The sequence below is a fragment of the Candidatus Sulfurimonas baltica genome (genome assembly GCF_015265455.1).
GTDB classification, from domain to species: Bacteria; Campylobacterota; Campylobacteria; order Campylobacterales; family Sulfurimonadaceae; genus Sulfurimonas; species Sulfurimonas baltica.
This window is the reverse complement of sequence record NZ_CP054492.1, coordinates 1,629,687-1,648,101: the sequence shown is the minus strand read 5'-3', so window position 1 is coordinate 1,648,101 and position 18,415 is coordinate 1,629,687. Positions and strand designations below refer to the sequence as shown.

The window sequence follows — 18,415 nt, the reverse complement described above, 5'->3', positions numbered from 1 at the left end:
CCTAAATTAATTCTAATGATTTATCATTAAATCTATAAGTTTTATGTGCAACTTTTACTAAAATCTTTTTCTCTGAGAGTTCTTTAAAAAGTTTTATAAGAGTTGGTTTAGATATGGAGATCTGTTGCATTATGTCGCTGTATGAAGCGATAAGTTCATTATTTTCATTTAAGTTATCAAATAAAAATTTAACAACTTCAACTTGTTTAGAATCAGTTATTGCAGATATAGTTCTGATTATGTTTGAGTTTTTTTGTATTTCTATTTCTTGTATTAGAGGCAAAAGTATGTCGTGAAGAGTATTTAGTAACTCTTTTAAGTTTATTGGTTTAACGATGTAATTTTCTACTTTTAGTTTTATTGCATCGAGCAAATATTTTGTATCTGTATGGGCAGTTGTTAAAATTGCCGGTATATTTATATCTTCTTCTTTTAACTCTCTTAAAAAATCTATTCCATTTTCATTTTCAAGTAGGATATCTGAGATTATAACATCGACTTTTTTCTGCTTAATCACCTGCTTTGCTTCCGCTGAAGTTTTTACAGCATATACATTTTTTAAAAAGTCACTTAACATGTCTCTTGTTTGTTTTAGTAAAGAGTCATCATCTTCTAGATAGAGTACATTAAATTCATTTAGTATATTTAAATTTCTAGTCATTATTTTTATCGCCTTTATTAGCAGGAATTGTAATTGTAAAGAGAGTACAGTTCTCAAAATTTTGATTTGCTATTTTATAATAAACATTCTTACAATCAATTGTTCCTAGCATATGTTTTTCTATGATTTGCTTTGACATGTAAAGACCTATTCCTGTCCCCGCACTTTTGTATTTAGTAGTGTAGTATGGCTCAAAAATATGTGGAAGAACCTTTGCATTTATTCCGCCACCATTATCTACTATATTTATTCTTATCTTATTTTTTGATTTTTTAACTGTTATCTCTATAAGTCTTTTATGCTCTTTTGATATAAGAGCATCTTTAGAGTTTGTGATAATATTTAAAAATACATGTGAGAGCTCATTGTAAAAGCCATGTATTTTTACATCGTGGAGTATCTTTAAGTGAAATTCTATCTTCTCTTTATCTAAAACATATTTTGAGAGCTCAAATGAGTTTTTAATACAATCTTTTAAAGAGAACTCTTCCTCATCTCTATTGGGCTTGAAAAAACTTTTAAAATCCTCAAGAGTATTAGACATATTGTTCGCTAGTAAAATAGCATCGTTTACTTTTTCTTCAACAATTTCTGGAGTCAACTTTCCTAGCTCCATTTTAGTTTGAATCCCTTGAACTATCATCATAAGTGAACCTAAAGGTTGTCTCCATTGATGAGCTATGTTTGCAATCATCTCACCTAAGCTAGCAAGTCTTGACTGTTGAAACATTATCAAATCTTTTTTTCGTGAGCCTGCTACTTCATTTTGGATTCTTTTTTCTAGTGAATCATTTAAAGCTTGAAGCTCTTTTGTTTTTTCATTTACAGCTTCTTCTAAACCAAAATGAAGTCTTTTAAAATGTATGATTATCACTATTGAAAGTATTATTGAAAATAAAAATACCCATACGATAGAAATATTTAAAATCATAGATAGGGTATTAAATACATTTTGTGTGTCTTTTCTCTCGCTTATAGCCATCTTTAAATCGTAATTAGTCAAATTTGTAATATATATGGAGATTGTATTTATTTCAATATTAACATGTTCTATTAGAGATGATGCAGCATCATAATTTTTATTTGATAACTCTGAAATTATCTCATTAACAATCACTTCTATGTTCTTGTTTTTGTCATTAATATTTGAAATAATACTATTTTGTAATATTTTATTTTTATCTGGGATGCCTATAATAAAAAACTTTTTGATTATTTTTGTCACCAAAGACGTTTCATACTCTTTGGAAAAAGTAATTTCCAAATATTTATTCCAGTTTTTTTCAATAAGCTGTTTGCCTAAATTTAAAACATCATAGGATTGCTCTAAAGTTATGTTTTTATGATAAACATCATGTAGTGTGTCATGTATATTAACCACATATGCATCTTTTATAGCTTCTAATTTAATAATTGGTTTAGTTCTCTTTTCAAATAAAATATCAAAGTCGTGTTTTACAGTGTAGATAGATATTTGAGACAATATTATTATCAGTATCATCCCTCCTATAATTATAAAAAGTAATATAGATGTCTTGTATGTAAAAGATATTTTATCAATGAATGAGAATATATTTTTAATTTTCATTGTGAACTTCTATGAATTTAGAATTTTTATATTTAAACAAATAGACTTTATTGTGGAGTTGAGTGTTTTTATAATCTATATCAACACCATCTAAAATATTTTTTGGAAGACTTTTGATTTTTTTTATAAATTTCTCCCTTGTAATAGATCCATCTATGTTCTTTAGTGCTTGAACAACTGATTTAGCTGCTAAGAATGCTTCTAAAGATATAAAACCCAATGGCTGATTTGGAAAATACCTTTTCATTGCATCTTTGTACTCTAAAATTACAGGTTTAACACTATCTTTATAGCTTGGGACAACTTGAGAAAAAAGTAAATTTTTTGTATTGTAATCTAACTCTCTTATCATCTCATCTGCATCTCCAAAAGAGATATTACAAAAAAGTGTATTTTTAAAAACAGGATCTTTTTTCGCTGTTTTAATAAATAGAGCATTTGCTTTATATGCTCCAATCATAAAAACTGCTTCTGGTTTTGAACTTTTTATTTCATAAAAAGCATGTCTTATAGAAAGAGTATTTCTTTTATATGTCCCTTCTCCTGCTAAAGTCAAGCCTCTCTCATTTAGTGAGTAAAGAAGAGAGACAAAGCCTTCTTCCCCATAATCATCATTTTGGTAAAAAACAGCGAATCTTGATATATCTCTTTTATTTCGTAAATACTCAACTATATAATCAATCTCTTCTTTATAAGAACTTCTGAAATTAACAACATCGATGCCTTCATTATTTCTTAAAAAAGAAGCTCCTGTAAATGGAGCTATTAAAGGTATTTCTGCATTCCTAAGAATAGGTAATATATTTTTTACTGTAGGAGTTCCAACTAAACCAAAAAAGGCAAAAATATTTTTATCAATAAGTTTTTTAATATTCTCCATGGCTAGGTCTGGTTCATATTTATCATCATAAACAATAAGATCAATTTTGATATTTTTTAGCGTATTGTTTTGGTTGGCATGTAAAAAGTATGCATTGGCGCCACTGTATACAGCATCACCTACAGCATGCATAATTCCACTTCTTGGCACCGATAAGCCGAGCTTTAAAGAATTTCCATCAAACTCATCATCTCTAATGTTTATGAAAATTAGTACAAAGGCAAGCAACGTAGGAATTATATATTTAAACACTCAAACTCTTTTTTTACTGATTATAACATAAATCAAAATATATGAAAATATACTTTGAGAAATTGGTAAAAAATAATTTACGTTTTAAGGATCAAGTAAGTTTTATGTAGATAAAATGGTAATATATTTTTTACCTAAAAGGGGTGTGTATGCAAGAATTTGTCTATTTTAGCGATAGAGGGCTTGACTTTCCACTCCCTGAAAATATACTTGTAACCTCCACACTTTCAACTGCTTCAAATAACAACTTTATAGTATCAAATTCAAAAAATGTTTATGGCGAGATAATTGCAGATGAAATTGATTTTTATATTAGCAATTCAAAAGACACCATTGCAAACAAGATTAAGAATGTAGAAAAATTATATGAGATAAATGCTATCAGATTTGATATGGCTCAGGACATAAAATATACTCAAAAAATATCAACAGATGTTTTACTTGTATCTACTAAAGAACAAAAAGAAGAGTTTTTAAAATCTATGATTCCTAATGAGTTTAATCTCTTACATGTAACACCTGATGTTGTAAAATCTATATCTGGACATATTGGAAATTTAACGGTAATTGCAAATGATAACTTCAAAGATGCAACTCTTCACGTTTCTCAAATAGTATGGTATGACCAAGAAGAAATTGCAACTAAACAAAGTGGAACTTTTGATCCACTAGAGAGTTCACTCGATGATGTTCTTGCAACTTTGCGTACAAATATAAGTAATTATGAGTATAAAAAAGCTATTGTTTACAATCAAAATATTTGTCAGTATCATGGAAGAAGAGAAGTTACATGTGGCAAGTGTGCAGAGGTATGTCCAACAGTCGCAATACAAAGAGATGATAATGTAAAACATCTTTTATTCTCACAAATAGATTGTCACGGTTGTGGCGGATGTATATCTGTATGTCCATCTGGAGCACTTGATTATGCTTCTTTAAATAGAGAAAGTATTTATGACATCTCAAGATATTTTAGAGGGCATATCCCTTTAGTTATTCCTCAAAAAATGAACATTAAAGAGCTACATGTAGAGCTAAAAGAAAATGTTTTACCTTTTGCTATAGAGGGTGAAAAGTTCTTACATGAAGGGACACTACTAACTATTACACAAGAGTCAGGTTCACAAGTAATCTTTTACTCTGATTTCCTCTCAAAGGGGACTAAAGATGCGATTAGAATTTTAAATGACATATATCAAAAGAGACACAATCTCGATGCGATTATTGTAGCAATGAATAAAGATGAACTTATAGATGCCTTGCAGAGAGTGAGTTTAGTCGAAGGTTCAAAACATTCAATAAATGAACTTAATATAAATAAAAGAGAAATTTTCGCAACAAGACTTAAAAACATTGTAGGTGAAGATGACTTAGGTGAGGTTAAAACAGGTGAGCACATTCACTATGCAAAAGTAAATGTAAATGAAGCCAACTGTACTTTGTGTTTAGCTTGTGTAGGTGCATGTAACGTAGATGCACTAGTGGCAAATGTAGATGACAATTCACTAAGAATAAATCCAAGTATCTGTACTGCATGTGGCTTTTGTGAACTCTCATGCCCGGAAAAAGATTGTTTAACTATTGAAAAGGATGTAATAAAACTAAATCCTACTTGGTTTAAAGAACAAGTGTTGGCAAAAGACACGCTGTTTGCATGTGTTGAGTGTGGTAAAGAGTTTGCCACAACAAAAGCTATAGAAAAAATTGCTTCCATTATGTCTCCTATCTTTGCTAAAGATCCAGTGAAAGAGAAAACTCTCTATTGCTGTGAAAGCTGTAAACCTAAGATAATGATGAGTAGTTACATGGAAAATAAAAATCTATACAAATCACCAGGAGATATGTAATGAATGAAGAAAAAATGAACAAAGCGAGAGCTTTATACTATGCGATGTTTTCAAGATTTTTTGTTTTTACAATTGACAATAAAAGATATTTTGAGCTGATTAATTTTATAGATATTTTGAGAGAAAGCCCATTAGATAAAAGCTCGGCTTTAGCCTTTGAAAATATAAGAGCCGTTGTTAAATCTGAATCTAATATTGCATTTATGAAAGAGTTTGATGCAATCTTCCACTCTCCTGAGAGTCAAACGGTAAGAACTACTGCCTCATACTACGATGAAGATATAGAGAGTGGGAAGAAAAGAGTTGAGATGCAAAATTTTCTAGCTAAAACAAAAATCAGAAGAGACGAAAAAGCTTATTCTGACTATGAAGATCATATCGGTTTTATCTTTTCAGTAATGAGTGAGCTTTGTGAACTGATAGCTAATGGAGAAGAGCAATATAAAAGTACGGCACATTGTATTTTTGAACAAATATTAAATGAGTTTGTTGACAAGTTTTCCAAAGAACTTTATGAGCATGAAAATGCAGATATCTTTAAAAATATAGTTGTTCTGCTTAAGTCATTTATAGAGTTTGAGAGAGTTTATTTGGAAGTGCAAACGCCTCTACATGTAAAGAGTAAAGCTAAGCCTAAAGTTAAGGATGATTCTCTTCCTGAGGAAGAAATTGCAAGAAGAGAGAGAAATAGACTTTTAAGACAAAAAGGGCCAAAACAAGAACAAAGTGCTTGTTCTATAGATGTGATTCGTGATGTTGAGGATGACATTTAGTCATCCTACATGTGAGACTTAAGTAAGTCAATTAAGTTGGTTTATTTAAGTCTCATAATTAATTTATGGGGCTAATCACAAACAAAAAGGAGACAACGATGCAAGAAAGTAGAAGAAACTTCCTCAAAAAAAGTGCATTAGTTGTTGGAACTGCTGCTGTCAGTGCCACGGCGTTAGCTGCTAATAAAGGAGAGGCTTTAGAAGCTGATTCAAACGGAGTTGTTGTAGGGACATCTACTAAAAAAGAGATTCTTTACAAAAAAACAAAAGCTTGGGAAGATTTTTATAAACAAGCTTTATAGCAAATAAGGAGAGAGTATGTTAGTTGACACATATGAAACACTTAAAGCTCAAATCGGTAGAAGGTCATTTATGAAAATGGCAGCTGTCGCTACGGCTACTGGTGTTACTAGTGCATTTGCTAATGATGGTGTAACAAGAGCTGCTACACAAGAGGAAGTAAAAAATCCTTTTCCTGGCTCTAAAAATGTTAAAACTATCTGTACTGCATGTTCGGTTGGATGTGGTATTATCGCAGAAGTACAAAACGGCGTTTGGGTAAGACAAGAGGTCGCGCAAGACCATCCTATTTCTTTAGGTGGACATTGCTGTAAAGGCGCTGATATGATTGATATGGTTAGGTCTGAGATTAGACTTAAGCATCCAATGGTAAAAGAAGCTGGAATATGGAAAAGATTAAGTTGGGACGATGCACTAGACAGAATCGCAACTAAATTAAGAGATTCTCATAAAACAGCAGGACCAGACTCAGCAATGTTTTTAGGATCTGCAAAAATGAGTACTGAACAGGCATATTATTTTAGAAAATTTGCCGCAATGTATGGAACGAATAATATAGATCACCAAGCTAGAATTTGACATAGTGCAACAGTCGCCGGTGTGGCGAATACATGGGGTTATGGCGCTATGACCAATTCACTTGGAGATATACAAAATTCAAAGGCAATTATAATTTTTGGAGCGAATCCTGCGGTAAATCACCCAGTTGGATTTCAACATTTTTTAAAGGCCAAGGAAAGAAACAACGCAAAAATTATTGTAATAGATCCAGTATTTACTAAAACTGCTGCAAAAGCAGACCATTATTGCCGTATAAGACCTGGTACAGATATCCCATTTATGTATGGAATGCTGCATCTAATCTTCAAAAATGGCTGGCATGATGAAAAGTTTATCAAAGACAGAGTTTATGGTATGCAAGACATTATGGAAGAAGCTAAAAAGTGGAATCCGAAAAAAGTTGAAGATGTAACAGGTGTGCCTGCTGCTCAACTTATTCAAGTTACAACATTATATGCTAGATCTAATCCTGGTACATTGATTTGGGCTATGGGTTTAACTCAGCATTCAAACGGAAGTTCTAATACTAGACTTGCTCCTATTTTACAACTAGCTCTTGGAAACATGGGTGTTGAAGGTGGTGGAACTAATATTCTTAGAGGTCACGACAATGTTCAAGGTGCTACAGATATGGCATGTTTATCTGACACGTTACCAGGGTACTATGGCCTAGCTGAAGGTTCATGGAAGTACTTTGCAAAATCCTGGGGTGTTGACTACGATTGGTTAACTGGAAGATTTAAGTCTAAAGAATGGATGGGTAAAAAAGGATTTACTCTTGCTCGTTGGTGGGCTGGTGTGCTAGATGGTAAAGATGGCAACGATAAGATACATAATGCCGGTACTAATCTTAAAAATCTTTTTGTAATGGGTAATGGTATTACATCAATTGCTCAACAAGCTAAAGTAAAAGAAGGATTAGACAACTTAGACATGATTGTTCTTTGTGACCCTTTTGTTAATGAAGCAGCAATTTTAACTGACAAGCAGGATAATGTGTTTATTTTACCAGCTGCAACTCAGTTTGAAACATCTGGAACTGTAACTGCAACTAATAGATCAGTTCAGTGGAGATCAAAAGTTGTAGAACCTATGTATGAGTCAAAAACTGACCATGACATTATGTTTGAACTGGCAAAAAGACTCGGTTTTTATGACGAGTATACAGCCGGTATGAAGATTAAAGAGAATAAAAAAGATTTTACATGGCCTGAAGATGCTACTGATGAAATTGCAAGAATCATTAAAACCATTGGTTTGACTGGTTGGACGGCTGCGAGAATCAAAAGGCAAACTGAAAACTGGCATATGTTTGATCAAATCTCTGGACGTGGATATGGCAAAATGAAGGGTGAATATTATGGTTTACCTTGGCCAGCATGGACTGAGACACATGGTGGAAGTCCATTATTATATAACATAAACAGAAGTGTTGTAGATGGTGGTATGGGATTTAGAAATAGATTTGGCTTAGAACATGATGGTCAAGATTTACTTGCAGCTGCAGGAAGTGCTCCAAAAGACTCTGCAAATAAAGACGGTTACCCTGAGATAACAGCTGAGAATATAGAAAAAGTTCTTGGAATTACTCTAACAGCTGATGAAAAAAGTAAAATTGGTAAAAACTGGAAAGTTGATACTTCTAATATTATTGCCCAAAAATGTATGCAAAAAGGTATAGCTCCTTTTGGAAATGCAAGAGCTAGAACTAAAGTATGGGGATTTGCAGACGAAATTCCAATACACAGAGAGCCTTTACACTCTCCAAGACAAGATTTAGCAAAGGCATATCCTTCTTTTGCGGATAAAACAGATCACTTTAGAGTTGATACTAAATATATTTCGAAGCAGACGGAGAAAGACTGGTCAAAAGAGTTCCCAATTAACTTAGTTACGGGAAGACTTGTAAATATGAACGGTGCAGGTATGGAAAATAGAGCTTCTAAGTATTTAGCTGCCTTGTCTCCAGAGATGTTTTGTAGTATTAACCCTGATTTAGCAGGTAAGTATGGAATTAGAGATGGTTCAATGATGTGGATTCATTCACCAGAAGGTACGAAAATTAAAGTTAAGGCTAAGTACTCACATGCAGTTACTGAAGACAGAATCTTTATGCCGTTCCATTTTGCTGGTCATTTCCAAGGTGAGGATTTATCTCATAAATATCCAAAAGGTACAAAACCTTATGCTGTGGGCGAGAGTGCTAATACTGTTACTAATTACGGTTATGACATTGTTACTCAAATCCCTGAAACTAAAGGCGGATTATGCCGCATAGAATACGCGTAAGGAGTTGGTTATGAGTGAAAGTTCAAGATTAAAGTTTTTTTGTGATGAGCACAGATGTATTTCTTGTGATGGTTGTTCTGTAGCTTGTGCCCAAGCGCACGAGTTACCAGCGGGCATTAACAGAAGAAAAGTAATTGCCATGAATGAAGGTATTGCTGGGTTAGAATACTCTTTATCTATTGCTTGTATGCACTGTACAGATGCTCCTTGTGAGCAAGTTTGTCCTACTGATTGTTTCTATATCAGAGAGGACGGTATCGTTTTACACGACAAAGAAAAATGTATTGGCTGTGCTTACTGTCTATACGCTTGTCCTTTTGGCGCTCCTCAATTCCCACAGGATGGGGCTTTTGGAGTTAAAGGCGTAATGGACAAATGTACTATGTGTGCTGGTGGTCCCCAAGAGACTAACTCACACAAAGAGAGAGAAATGTACGGTCAAAATAGAATCGCAGAAGGTAAAGTACCTGTTTGTGCTTCTATGTGTGCTACTAAAGCATTACTTGTTGGTGATTCAGAAGCAATCTCTGCTATTTATAGAGAGAGAGTATTATCAGTTGGCCATGGCGCTAAAACACAACCTTATGGATGGTCAACAGCATATGGTTCTAAAATATAGGACATTATTATGAAAAGTAAATATATCATAATCGCTCTTATCGCACTCTCTTCACTAGCCTTCGGGTATAGTGAGAGTGTTGTATGGAGCGATAATCTGATTGATAATATCCTTGGTTACGATAAGAAGGGTTCATTACATTTAGGACAATATTTTACTATATTACAAAGTACATATTTTAAACCACTGTTTTTGGGTGTTTTATTTGGAGTGCCAGCTGTATTCGTTGTACATTATCTGGTAATTGGTCCAATGATTTTCTCTCATGATAGAAAGAAAATTTATGTATTTACTCTGTTTCATAGAGTTATTCATACTATCGCAGGTATATCGTTCATCTTACTTATTCCTACGGGTCTAATTATGATGTTTGGTAGTACTTTTGGTGGTGGAGAATTTGTAAGAGTAAATAAAGAGATTCATGCAATCTCAACACTTCTTTTTATAGTAAGTATTGTACCTATGTTTTTTATGTGGCTGAGATGGATGTTCCTTCATTGGGATGACATTAAGTGGCTAATGATAGTAGGCGGTTATTTAAATAAAGATAAAAAGCCGGTTCCTGCAGGTAGATTTAATGCTGGGCAGAAAACTTGGTATTGGTTAGCTACTCTTGGTGGCTTTTTAATGATAGTTACGGGTGTGGCTATGTATTTTCAAGACTTTAGATTTGAAATACTAAATACATACCATATCTCTCAAATTGACTTTTTAAGAGCAAGTGCTATTGTTCATAATGTTTTAGGATTAGCTATTTTAGCTCTTTTCTTTGTACATATCTACATGGCAGTATTTGCGATTAAAGGTGCTATCCACAGTATGATAAACGGTTATAAAGAAGAAGAAGAAGTTGAAGTTCTTCATAGTTCTTATTATAGAGAGCTAAAAGAAAAAGGCGAAGTTTAAGATATTAATTAGTTCATTCCTCCATTTTGGTGGAGTGTTCTTTTTAAAGACTTTAAATATGCAAAACTAGCATATTAATAATTTAAAATATGCAAAATTTGCATAGTTAAGAGGGGATAAAATGCCAAATAGTAAATATTTAAAAACTATCATCATTGACAGAGTAAACGGTGATGAGATAACAGAAGTAGAAGATGTAACTATTGAAGAAGCAAGACTAAATGTTTACCTAAATGGTGAAAAAATCATATCTATGATGTGTATACCTAAAGATCAAAAGGCACATGCAATTGGCTTTTTGATGAGTGAAAATGTAATCACTCACGTAAGTGATGTGGAGTCTATAGAAGTAAGTGAAGATGGTTTAAGAGTAGATATCAAAGCAGCAGTTGATACAGACTCACTACAAAACCTATATAAAGAAAAAACACTAGTAAGCGGTTGTGGTGGAGGAATTACCGGTAATGTTGCCGGAAGTCTGGAAATTCCATTTAATCAAACTAGTTTTGTGATTAGCCCAGAGACTATTAGCGATGAAGTTAAAAAATTCTACGCTGATAGCGAACTGTATACACTGACAGGTTGTGTTCATAAAGCAACGCTGTTTTTAGAAGATAAAAGTACTGTTACTGCCGAAGACATAGGTAGACACAACGCAATAGATAAAGTTGTTGGTAAATGCAAAATAGATGGACTTGACACAACAAAATCAGTTTTATTTGTTAGTGGAAGACTAAGTTCTGAAATGGTTGTAAAAGCAGTTATGCATAGAATTCCCATAGTGGTATCTAGAACTGCTCCGACATACCTTGGAGTACAAACAGCCAATAAACACGGAATAACCCTTATAGGCTTTGCTAGAGGAAGAAAAATGAACATATATACACATAGTGGAAGAGTTCATGGATAACATAGAGCAAATTTTAAAGCAATATCTAAATGATGATGGAAAGATTAATTGTTTAGATGCTTTTAAATTGGCTAGAGAGCTACATGTAGAACCAAAAGAGATAGCTGAGATTACTAAAAAACATGGTATCAGAATTGACAACTGCGAACTTGGCGTTTTTGGCAGTAAAGATTTTGGCGATGCAATAGATGATATATATGAAAAACTATCTTCAAAAGCTAACAGTGAAAAAAAACTAGAGTGTAGTGCTGCCTGGGAGGTAGCTAAAGAATTTTCTTTGAATAGAGTTGGTTCTACTACTAAAAAAAGTGACATTGAAGTTATATATTGTCAACTTGGATGTTTTAGAACAAGGATTCATCATGGTAGTAAAAGTTAAGACCTGGATAGAAGATGACAATGAGCATCTAGTCTTTGGTGGTGGTAAAACTCAAATCTTAGAACTAATCGATGAAACAGGTTCTATCTCAGAAGCTTCCAAGAGAGTTGGGATGAACTATAAAAAAGCTTGGTCTCACATAAAGATACTTCAAGAGTATATTGAAGATGATTTAGTGGTGGTTAAAAAAGGAAGAGATTCCGGCGGAACAGCACTAACACCCAAAGCAAAAGAACTTATACTCAAGTATAAACTCTTAGAAAAAGAAGTTAGAGATTTTTCAACTAAAAGATTTGAAGAGATTTTTATGGCAGATGGAGAGATTATTAATTGTACAAAGGGGAGTCAAGATGTATAAATTAAACTGTTTGAATTATCCTGAGGCAAATGATTTGTCAGTATCAAAAACGCTGAGTATTGAACCTTTGAGTACTAATGTAGAATTTGAAGAGATGAGTAAAGATTTAACATCAAGATTTAACTTTTCATCTTTACACAGTTTCTCTTTTTCAAAAGAAGGTTTTTTAGGTTTAATGCTGGAATTAAAGTCAGACATTGCCGTAAACCTTGGTGAGAGCGAAGCAGTCGTTCAAGCAGCCCAGCTTTATGAGTCATTAGGTTTTAGTGTTACGTATATAAACCTTATGCCTGATGGAACAATTGACTACAAGGCGATTAGCTCCATAAAAGAGGAGTATCTGTTTGTCTCACCATACATAATCGATACTTTTGTAAAGGTTGATTTACAAAAGATCAAAGAAGTTTTTAGTGGAACTGTTATCTCTAATATATCAGCAACACTAGATGCTACTCATTGTGACGTGGCTTATTTTGATGTATACAAACTTAGTGGTTATTTCACTCACTCAATATTGCTTCACAACAATCTATTTAAAGAACAAAATTTAGCGAGTATTGATACTGTAGGACTAAAGCTTATCGCAGATGCCATAAACAAAGGCAAGGAAGCAGTTACATGTAAAGAAGAGTTTATCAATGTTTTAAAAGAGAGTTTAAAAGGTGACATTATCTTCTTTGTCGATTCAGACTTAACACTAAATAATGTTGTTCATTTTGGACTTAAAGGGATTAAAGCGAGAGAAGTAATCAGAAACTTAAGTCTCTCAAGTATATTTGTAACAAATGGGGAAGGGTGCTCTTTAGGTCTCTCTCGTCCTTCTAGAATTATTCAAGCAATGGGTTATACGGAATTACAAAGCAGACAAGCTCTATCTTTGTCTTTTTGCAAAAATTTAAACAGCGAAGAGATTCTACATGTAGCTTCAAAAATAGGTAAATCTTACAGACAAATAAAGGCTTTACATGTATAAGTATTTAGATTTTAAAGATGCTGTTTCTTTGTCACTAGAAATAGCAGAGATTACCGGTATAGAGGAAATAGTTCATATACAAGACTCTCTTGGAAGAGTTTTGGCACAAGATATTTCCTGTATAAAGAATCTACCATCTTTTAATAACTCTGCCATGGATGGTTTTGCCATAAAAGCAACAGATGCAGGTAAAAGACTTAAAGTTGTAAAAACAATTTTAGCTGGTGAAGACTCTGCTGAATGTTTAAATGAAAATGAGTGTTATAAAATCATGACAGGTGCAAAAGTACCAGATGATGCAGATACTATCATCCCAATAGAAGATGTTTTAGAGTACAAAAATGATGAGGTTACAATTAAACAAAATGTTGTGAAAAATTCATGTTTAAGATTTAAAGGTGAAGAAAAAGCTTTAGAAGATGCATTGTTTAGCAAAGGTGAAGTTGTTACATCGGCTATGGTCGCAATATTGGCCTCTCAAGGTATCACAATGCTCTGTTTATACAAAAAGCTAAACATTGCTGTTGTATCTACTGGAAACGAGTTAAAAGAGCCATGGGAGAGAGCAGGTGAGAGTGAGATATACAACTGTAACTCTTATGCGATCATTTCACTTTTAAAAGAGAAAGGTTTTGATGCAACTTACACTGGTGTTGTGCCTGACTCTTTGGAGAAGTCTATATCATTTGTGAAGGGTCTTGAAAGCTATGACGTCATCATCACTACAGGCGGTATCTCAATGGGAGATGCAGACTTTATGGCCGAAGCTTTTGAGAGTAACGGTTTAAACATAGCTTTTCATGGTGTAAATATAAAACCTGGTCGTCCTATTATGATGGGAAAAATGCAAAAAACTTTTGTTATGTGTTTACCTGGAAACCCACTAACTGCAATGGTAAACATGCACTTGTTCTCACTTCCTGTTTTAAACAAGATGCAAGGCTCTTTGAGCGTTTTTCATGACATAGATATTGCAAAAAACATCAAAAGTTTTAAAACAAAAGCTGGTCGAGTAAATGTTGTACTTGGCTTTTATAAAAATGGAGAATACAGAGTAACTCAAGATAATAAATATGGCTCAGGGATGATTACAGTCTTACATGTAAGCAATTGTATTCTTGTGACAAATGAGTCAACAGCTTCAATCTCAGAACAAGAGAGTGTAAAGGTAATTAAATTTAATTGCCTATATACAAAAGATAAAACAGATTTATTTAATTAAGGAAAATGAGATGAATAAAAAAATATTACTAACATCAGTATTAAGTGCTTTATTGGCATCTAGCTTGTTCGCAAAAGAGAAAATAACTGTATTGCATGCTGGTAGTTTAGCTGTTCCATTTGCAGAAATAGAAAAAGCATTTGAAGCCAAATATCCACAGTATGATGTACAAAGAGAAGCTAGTGGAAGTAAGGCAGCTGCTAGAAAAATCTCTGAAATCGGTAAAGCTGCTGATGTAATGGCTAGTGCTGATTACAATGTAATAAATAACTTGCTTATTCCAAACCATGCAAAATTTAATGCACAGTTTGCAACCAATGAGATGGCAATAGCTTATACCTCAAAAGCAAAGTACGCAGATGAGATAAATGAACAAAATTGGCCAGAAATCTTTTTAAGAGAGGGTGTTAAAGTTGGACACTCAAATCCAAATATGGACCCATGTGGGTATAGATCAATTTTAGTAACAAAGCTTGCAGAAAAGTATTATAAAACTCCAGGTTTTTTTGATAAATTGTTTGGATATGGTGATTCATACGAAGTTGGTGAAGAAGATAGAAACAAAGTTATAGTTAGACCAAAAGAGACAGATTTACTAGGACTAATCGAAGCTAATGCTTATGATTATCTTTACATATACAAGTCAGTTGCCCAGCAGCATGGACTGAATTATATTACTCTGCCAAAGCAAGTCTCTTTAAAAGATAATGAGTTTAAAGAGTTCTATGAAACTGCCTCGTTTGATATAAGTGGAAAAAAACCGGGTCAGTTCATCATTAAAAAAGGTGGAGCGATGATTTACGGTATTACAGTTGCGCAAAATAAAAAGTCACCAGCAAACAAAGAAGGTGCAATCAAGTTTGTAAACTTTGTACTCTCAGAGCAAGGTCAAGAGATTATGATTAAAAATGGTCAGGGAGTAATCTCTCCAGCAATTATTACCGGAGATGCTTCCATAATAGGAAAGTAAAAAATGGATAATTTAAAAATACAAAACTTATCATGTAGCACAGGTAATTTTTCACTTAAAGACATAAACCTAGATATAAAAAATAATGAATATTTTGTTCTTCTTGGTCAAAGTGGAAGTGGAAAGACAATGTTACTAGAGACCATTGCCGGATTAAATACATGTAGTGGAAATATAATTTATAAAGGTAAAGAGATCTCTTTGGTAGCAACAGAAAAGAGAGATATCGGTTTTGTATATCAGGACTTTGCACTATTTCCAAATCTAAATGTTCAAGAGAATATTAGGTTCTCATCTAGATATAAAAAGATAGAAAAAGCAGATGAACTGTTTAAAGATATAGTTGAATTTTTAAAATTAGAAACTTTGCTTGAACGTGATACTCAAGATTTAAGTGGTGGAGAAAAACAACGTGTAGCAATAGCTAGAGCTATATTTTCAAGACCTAAAATTTTACTTTTGGATGAGCCATTAAGTGCAATTGACCCAACTTTTAGAAATGCGATTATGAAGAGTTTAAAGGATATCCATAGAAGATATAACGTTATTACCATACATGTAACACATAACTTTAGAGAAGCTTCTTACCTGGCTGATAAAATCGCAATTATTATGGATGGTGAAATCAAGCAAGTTGGAGCAGCAAAAGATGTTTTGAACCATCCTGCAAACATAGAAGTAGCAAAATTTTTAGGTTTTAAAAATATTTTCCCGGCAATTATGCTTGGATATGAATCTTCTACAAAGGTTTACTCTGTAGATCCAAATGTAATCAAAGTAGCTAAAAATGGGGATATTCAAGCCGATTATGTTTTTGAAGGTGTCGTTGATGAATGTATGGGGATAGTTGACCATTACAAACTTTTTGTAAAAGTTAAGCAACATCAGTTTTTTATAAAAATTTTAAAAAGAGACTATGAAGGGTGTTATACAGATAGAACAAAGACAATACAAATAGGGTTTGATAAAAAAGATATTAGTTTTATATAGATTGAGACCTCTGATTAATTCATAAACTAGATTCCAAGTCAAGCTTGGAATGACGATAGCTCCGTCACTCTGGACTTGATCCAGAGTCTAATAGCTAATTATTCAGAGGGTTTGATTATAAAAAAAGGAAGTACAGTGAAAGCAATAAACAAAAGCAATTTATTTAACATAACATTAATAGTCTTAGCACTGATTATAGTGTTTTTTCTAAGCATTCCTATCATTAAAATATTTATTGGTGTGGGAAGTGAAAAGCTGCTTGAGACCATAAAAGATGGTGAAGCAATAGATTCAATAATTCTTACTATGAAAGTATCTGCGTGGGCAATGGTTTTTGTACTTTTTACAGGTTTGCCACTCGCTTATGTAATAGCCAGATATGATTTTTATGGCAAAAGCGCAGTTGAATCACTTATTGATATTCCGGTTATGATACCTCACACTGCTGCAGGTATCGCACTTCTTACAACTTTTGGAGACACACAAATAGGTGAATTTTTTAAATTTTTTGGCATTGAGTTTATAGGAACCGAGTACGGAATCATGATAGCTATGATGTTTTTGTCAGCTCCATTTTTAATAAACAGTGCAAAAGACGGATTTAGAAAAGTAGATGTCAAACTTGAAAAAACAGCAAGAACATTAGGGGCCTCTCCTATTAGTGTATTTTTTAGAGTTACGATACCTAATGCAAAAAAAGACATAATAAATGGTGCTTTAATGATGTGGAGCAGGGGTCTTGGCGAGTTTGGTGCAATAGTTATTTTGGTTTACCACCCTATGACAACACCTGTTCTTATTTTTGACAGATTCAACAGTTATGGTCTCAGCTATAGTGCACCATTAGCAGCAGTAATCATAGGTTTTAGTATGCTGGTATTTTTAGTAGTTAGATTTATTACAAATCGCTTATAGTTAAAAATCCTTTTTTAACTATAGATAATAGCTATCTTCATCATCAGTATAATCATAAGACTCTTCTTCGTAAGTGCAATCGTATTCATAACTATTTTCTGTTTCCTCATTCTCATTATCTAACTCTTCATCATACTTCTCGTATTCAATATAAACTAACATGATAAATCCTTTTATTCATAAAGCTAAGTATATATCGTACAATTTGCATTTTTTATGTAGGGTTTTAATTAGAAAAGATAATTTTAAATAGTTGTGTTAAATATCTAAATAAGGTGTTAATCTATATCCTATTCCATAAATACTTTCTATGCAGTTGTCTGGCAGTTTTTTTCTGAGTTTAGAGACAAGCTTTCTTATATTTGTTGTATCTAAGCACTCATTGAGAGAACAATAGTGAGCTGTTATATCTTCATTTGAATATATTTTTCCAATATTTTGGATAAGTATTTGTAAGAAAATTATTTCATATTTTGTTATTGGAATCGCAGTACCGTTATTTAAAATAAGATTACTTTCTTTATTAAATGTAAATGAATCATTTAGCTTTATAATTGAGAATTCATCCTTATCTTTTTTATTTGATAATTTTACATTCTTAGATGCATTTAGCAGTGCTTGAAGTAAGTTTTGATAATCTATTGGCTTTTTAATAAACTGTTCAATTCCTAAGTTTATTAAAGGCAGTAAGTATTTAGAATCATCATATGCGGATAAAATTATAACTTTTTGATTTGAATTTATATTGTAAATGTTTGCTACTAATTCAACGCCATTTAATCGAGGCATCTGAATATCAGAAAGTATAATATCATAGTAGGTAGAGTTTTCATTGTGATAGTCTTTATATTTTTTAAGTGCATCTTCCCCATTGACAGCAGTATCAACTCTTTTAAAAAAATTTTTTAAAATTTCAGATGTATTTGCTCTTAAATCTTCAATATCTTCTACGAAAAGAATAGACAACTCTCTAGTGTAAACTAGCAATTCTTTAGAATTTAGCATTATTATCACTTTATGTA

At 32.7% G+C, this 18,415-nt stretch carries 19 protein-coding genes; 14 read left to right on the top strand and 5 right to left on the bottom strand.

Annotated elements, in window-relative coordinates; all coding sequences use genetic code 11:
* Window position 1: 1 nt before the first annotated feature.
* Genes HUE88_RS08235 through HUE88_RS08225 form a run of 3 tightly spaced genes read right to left on the bottom strand, consistent with a single transcriptional unit; the run spans window position 2 to window position 3,381 of the window.
* Window positions 2-664: a response regulator gene (locus tag HUE88_RS08235; protein WP_194372593.1), complete on the bottom strand. Its 663-nt coding sequence runs from the start codon at window positions 662-664 to the stop codon at window positions 2-4.
* The gene (locus HUE88_RS08230; RefSeq protein WP_194368243.1) at window positions 654-2,249 is read right to left on the bottom strand and encodes a sensor histidine kinase; all 1,596 of its coding nucleotides are present in this window, start codon (window positions 2,247-2,249) and stop codon (window positions 654-656) included. Before HUE88_RS08230 ends, HUE88_RS08235 begins: the two co-directional genes overlap by 11 nt.
* A complete protein-coding gene (locus HUE88_RS08225; protein WP_194368242.1) occupies window positions 2,239-3,381 on the bottom strand; it encodes an ABC transporter substrate-binding protein in 1,143 nt (380 codons plus the stop codon). The genes HUE88_RS08230 and HUE88_RS08225 overlap by 11 nt, the downstream gene beginning before the upstream one ends.
* Window positions 3,382-3,530: 149 nt before the next feature.
* On the opposite strand from HUE88_RS08225, the gene HUE88_RS08220 reads away from it, so the two are divergent.
* The 14 genes from HUE88_RS08220 to HUE88_RS08155 all read left to right on the top strand — a co-directional run bounded on the left by HUE88_RS08220 (window position 3,531) and on the right by HUE88_RS08155 (window position 17,393).
* A complete protein-coding gene (locus HUE88_RS08220; protein ID WP_194368241.1) occupies window positions 3,531-5,228 on the top strand; it encodes a 4Fe-4S binding protein in 1,698 nt (565 codons plus the stop codon).
* The gene (locus HUE88_RS08215) at window positions 5,228-6,001 is read left to right on the top strand and encodes a TorD/DmsD family molecular chaperone (protein WP_194368240.1); all 774 of its coding nucleotides are present in this window, start codon (window positions 5,228-5,230) and stop codon (window positions 5,999-6,001) included. The genes HUE88_RS08220 and HUE88_RS08215 overlap by 1 nt, the downstream gene beginning before the upstream one ends.
* 98 nt (window positions 6,002-6,099) lie before the next feature.
* Complete coding sequence (locus HUE88_RS08210) at window positions 6,100-6,303, top strand: twin-arginine translocation signal domain-containing protein (protein WP_194368239.1); 204 nt, start codon at window positions 6,100-6,102, stop codon at window positions 6,301-6,303.
* A gap of 16 nt (window positions 6,304-6,319) precedes the next feature.
* Entirely contained in the window at window positions 6,320-9,151 is a 2,832-nt protein-coding gene (locus HUE88_RS08205; RefSeq protein WP_194368238.1) for a formate dehydrogenase subunit alpha, read from the top strand.
* 10 nt (window positions 9,152-9,161) lie between these two features.
* Window positions 9,162-9,770, top strand: a complete 609-nt coding sequence (gene fdh3B / locus HUE88_RS08200) for a formate dehydrogenase FDH3 subunit beta (RefSeq protein WP_194368237.1) — start codon at window positions 9,162-9,164, stop codon at window positions 9,768-9,770.
* 9 nt (window positions 9,771-9,779) lie between these two features.
* The gene (locus tag HUE88_RS08195) at window positions 9,780-10,676 is read left to right on the top strand and encodes a formate dehydrogenase subunit gamma (RefSeq protein ID WP_194368236.1); all 897 of its coding nucleotides are present in this window, start codon (window positions 9,780-9,782) and stop codon (window positions 10,674-10,676) included.
* Between the two features lie 121 nt (window positions 10,677-10,797).
* Window positions 10,798-11,586 carry a formate dehydrogenase accessory sulfurtransferase FdhD gene (fdhD, locus tag HUE88_RS08190; RefSeq protein WP_194368235.1) on the top strand — a complete coding sequence of 263 codons (789 nt, stop codon included), beginning with the start codon at window positions 10,798-10,800 and terminating at the stop codon, window positions 11,584-11,586.
* The gene (locus HUE88_RS08185) at window positions 11,579-11,965 is read left to right on the top strand and encodes a ModE family transcriptional regulator (RefSeq protein WP_229860043.1); all 387 of its coding nucleotides are present in this window, start codon (window positions 11,579-11,581) and stop codon (window positions 11,963-11,965) included. The genes fdhD and HUE88_RS08185 overlap by 8 nt, the downstream gene beginning before the upstream one ends.
* Window positions 11,949-12,323, top strand: a complete 375-nt coding sequence (locus HUE88_RS08180; RefSeq protein ID WP_194368234.1) for a winged helix-turn-helix domain-containing protein — start codon at window positions 11,949-11,951, stop codon at window positions 12,321-12,323. Before HUE88_RS08185 ends, HUE88_RS08180 begins: the two co-directional genes overlap by 17 nt.
* Window positions 12,316-13,296 carry a cysteine desulfurase gene (locus tag HUE88_RS08175; RefSeq protein ID WP_194368233.1) on the top strand — a complete coding sequence of 327 codons (981 nt, stop codon included), beginning with the start codon at window positions 12,316-12,318 and terminating at the stop codon, window positions 13,294-13,296. Before HUE88_RS08180 ends, HUE88_RS08175 begins: the two co-directional genes overlap by 8 nt.
* A complete protein-coding gene (locus tag HUE88_RS08170) occupies window positions 13,289-14,518 on the top strand; it encodes a molybdopterin molybdotransferase MoeA (RefSeq protein WP_194368232.1) in 1,230 nt (409 codons plus the stop codon). The genes HUE88_RS08175 and HUE88_RS08170 overlap by 8 nt, the downstream gene beginning before the upstream one ends.
* Window positions 14,519-14,528: 10 nt before the next feature.
* On the top strand, window positions 14,529-15,488 hold the full coding sequence (gene wtpA / locus HUE88_RS08165; protein ID WP_194368231.1) for a tungstate ABC transporter substrate-binding protein WtpA: 960 nt from the start codon (window positions 14,529-14,531) through the stop codon (window positions 15,486-15,488).
* 3 nt (window positions 15,489-15,491) lie between these two features.
* Window positions 15,492-16,478 (top strand): ABC transporter ATP-binding protein, encoded by a 987-nt coding sequence (locus HUE88_RS08160; protein WP_194368230.1) that lies wholly within the window; start codon window positions 15,492-15,494, stop codon window positions 16,476-16,478.
* A 135-nt stretch (window positions 16,479-16,613) separates the two neighbouring features.
* Entirely contained in the window at window positions 16,614-17,393 is a 780-nt protein-coding gene (locus HUE88_RS08155; RefSeq protein WP_194368229.1) for an ABC transporter permease, read from the top strand.
* 18 nt (window positions 17,394-17,411) lie between these two features.
* On the opposite strand, the gene HUE88_RS08150 is transcribed toward HUE88_RS08155, so the two are convergent.
* Together HUE88_RS08150 and HUE88_RS08145 are read right to left on the bottom strand one after the other, a co-directional pair.
* On the bottom strand, window positions 17,412-17,555 hold the full coding sequence (locus HUE88_RS08150; RefSeq protein WP_194368228.1) for a hypothetical protein: 144 nt from the start codon (window positions 17,553-17,555) through the stop codon (window positions 17,412-17,414).
* A 96-nt stretch (window positions 17,556-17,651) separates the two neighbouring features.
* Entirely contained in the window at window positions 17,652-18,398 is a 747-nt protein-coding gene (locus HUE88_RS08145; RefSeq protein WP_194368227.1) for a response regulator transcription factor, read from the bottom strand.
* Window positions 18,399-18,415: the final 17 nt, after the last annotated feature.

Coding starts and splice junctions, on each gene's coding strand:
- wtpA (WP_194368231.1), top strand. CDS start 14,529: ATGAATAAAAAAATATTACTAACATCAGTATTAAGTGCTTTATTGGCA.
- HUE88_RS08230 (WP_194368243.1), bottom strand. CDS start 2,249: ATGAAAATTAAAAATATATTCTCATTCATTGATAAAATATCTTTTACA.
- HUE88_RS08175 (WP_194368233.1), top strand. CDS start 12,316: ATGTATAAATTAAACTGTTTGAATTATCCTGAGGCAAATGATTTGTCA.
- fdhD (WP_194368235.1), top strand. CDS start 10,798: ATGCCAAATAGTAAATATTTAAAAACTATCATCATTGACAGAGTAAAC.
- HUE88_RS08195 (WP_194368236.1), top strand. CDS start 9,780: ATGAAAAGTAAATATATCATAATCGCTCTTATCGCACTCTCTTCACTA.
- fdh3B (WP_194368237.1), top strand. CDS start 9,162: ATGAGTGAAAGTTCAAGATTAAAGTTTTTTTGTGATGAGCACAGATGT.
- HUE88_RS08215 (WP_194368240.1), top strand. CDS start 5,228: ATGAATGAAGAAAAAATGAACAAAGCGAGAGCTTTATACTATGCGATG.
- HUE88_RS08150 (WP_194368228.1), bottom strand. CDS start 17,555: ATGTTAGTTTATATTGAATACGAGAAGTATGATGAAGAGTTAGATAAT.
- HUE88_RS08185 (WP_229860043.1), top strand. CDS start 11,579: ATGGATAACATAGAGCAAATTTTAAAGCAATATCTAAATGATGATGGA.
- HUE88_RS08170 (WP_194368232.1), top strand. CDS start 13,289: ATGTATAAGTATTTAGATTTTAAAGATGCTGTTTCTTTGTCACTAGAA.
- HUE88_RS08180 (WP_194368234.1), top strand. CDS start 11,949: ATGGTAGTAAAAGTTAAGACCTGGATAGAAGATGACAATGAGCATCTA.
- HUE88_RS08210 (WP_194368239.1), top strand. CDS start 6,100: ATGCAAGAAAGTAGAAGAAACTTCCTCAAAAAAAGTGCATTAGTTGTT.
- HUE88_RS08145 (WP_194368227.1), bottom strand. CDS start 18,398: ATGCTAAATTCTAAAGAATTGCTAGTTTACACTAGAGAGTTGTCTATT.
- HUE88_RS08160 (WP_194368230.1), top strand. CDS start 15,492: ATGGATAATTTAAAAATACAAAACTTATCATGTAGCACAGGTAATTTT.
- HUE88_RS08220 (WP_194368241.1), top strand. CDS start 3,531: ATGCAAGAATTTGTCTATTTTAGCGATAGAGGGCTTGACTTTCCACTC.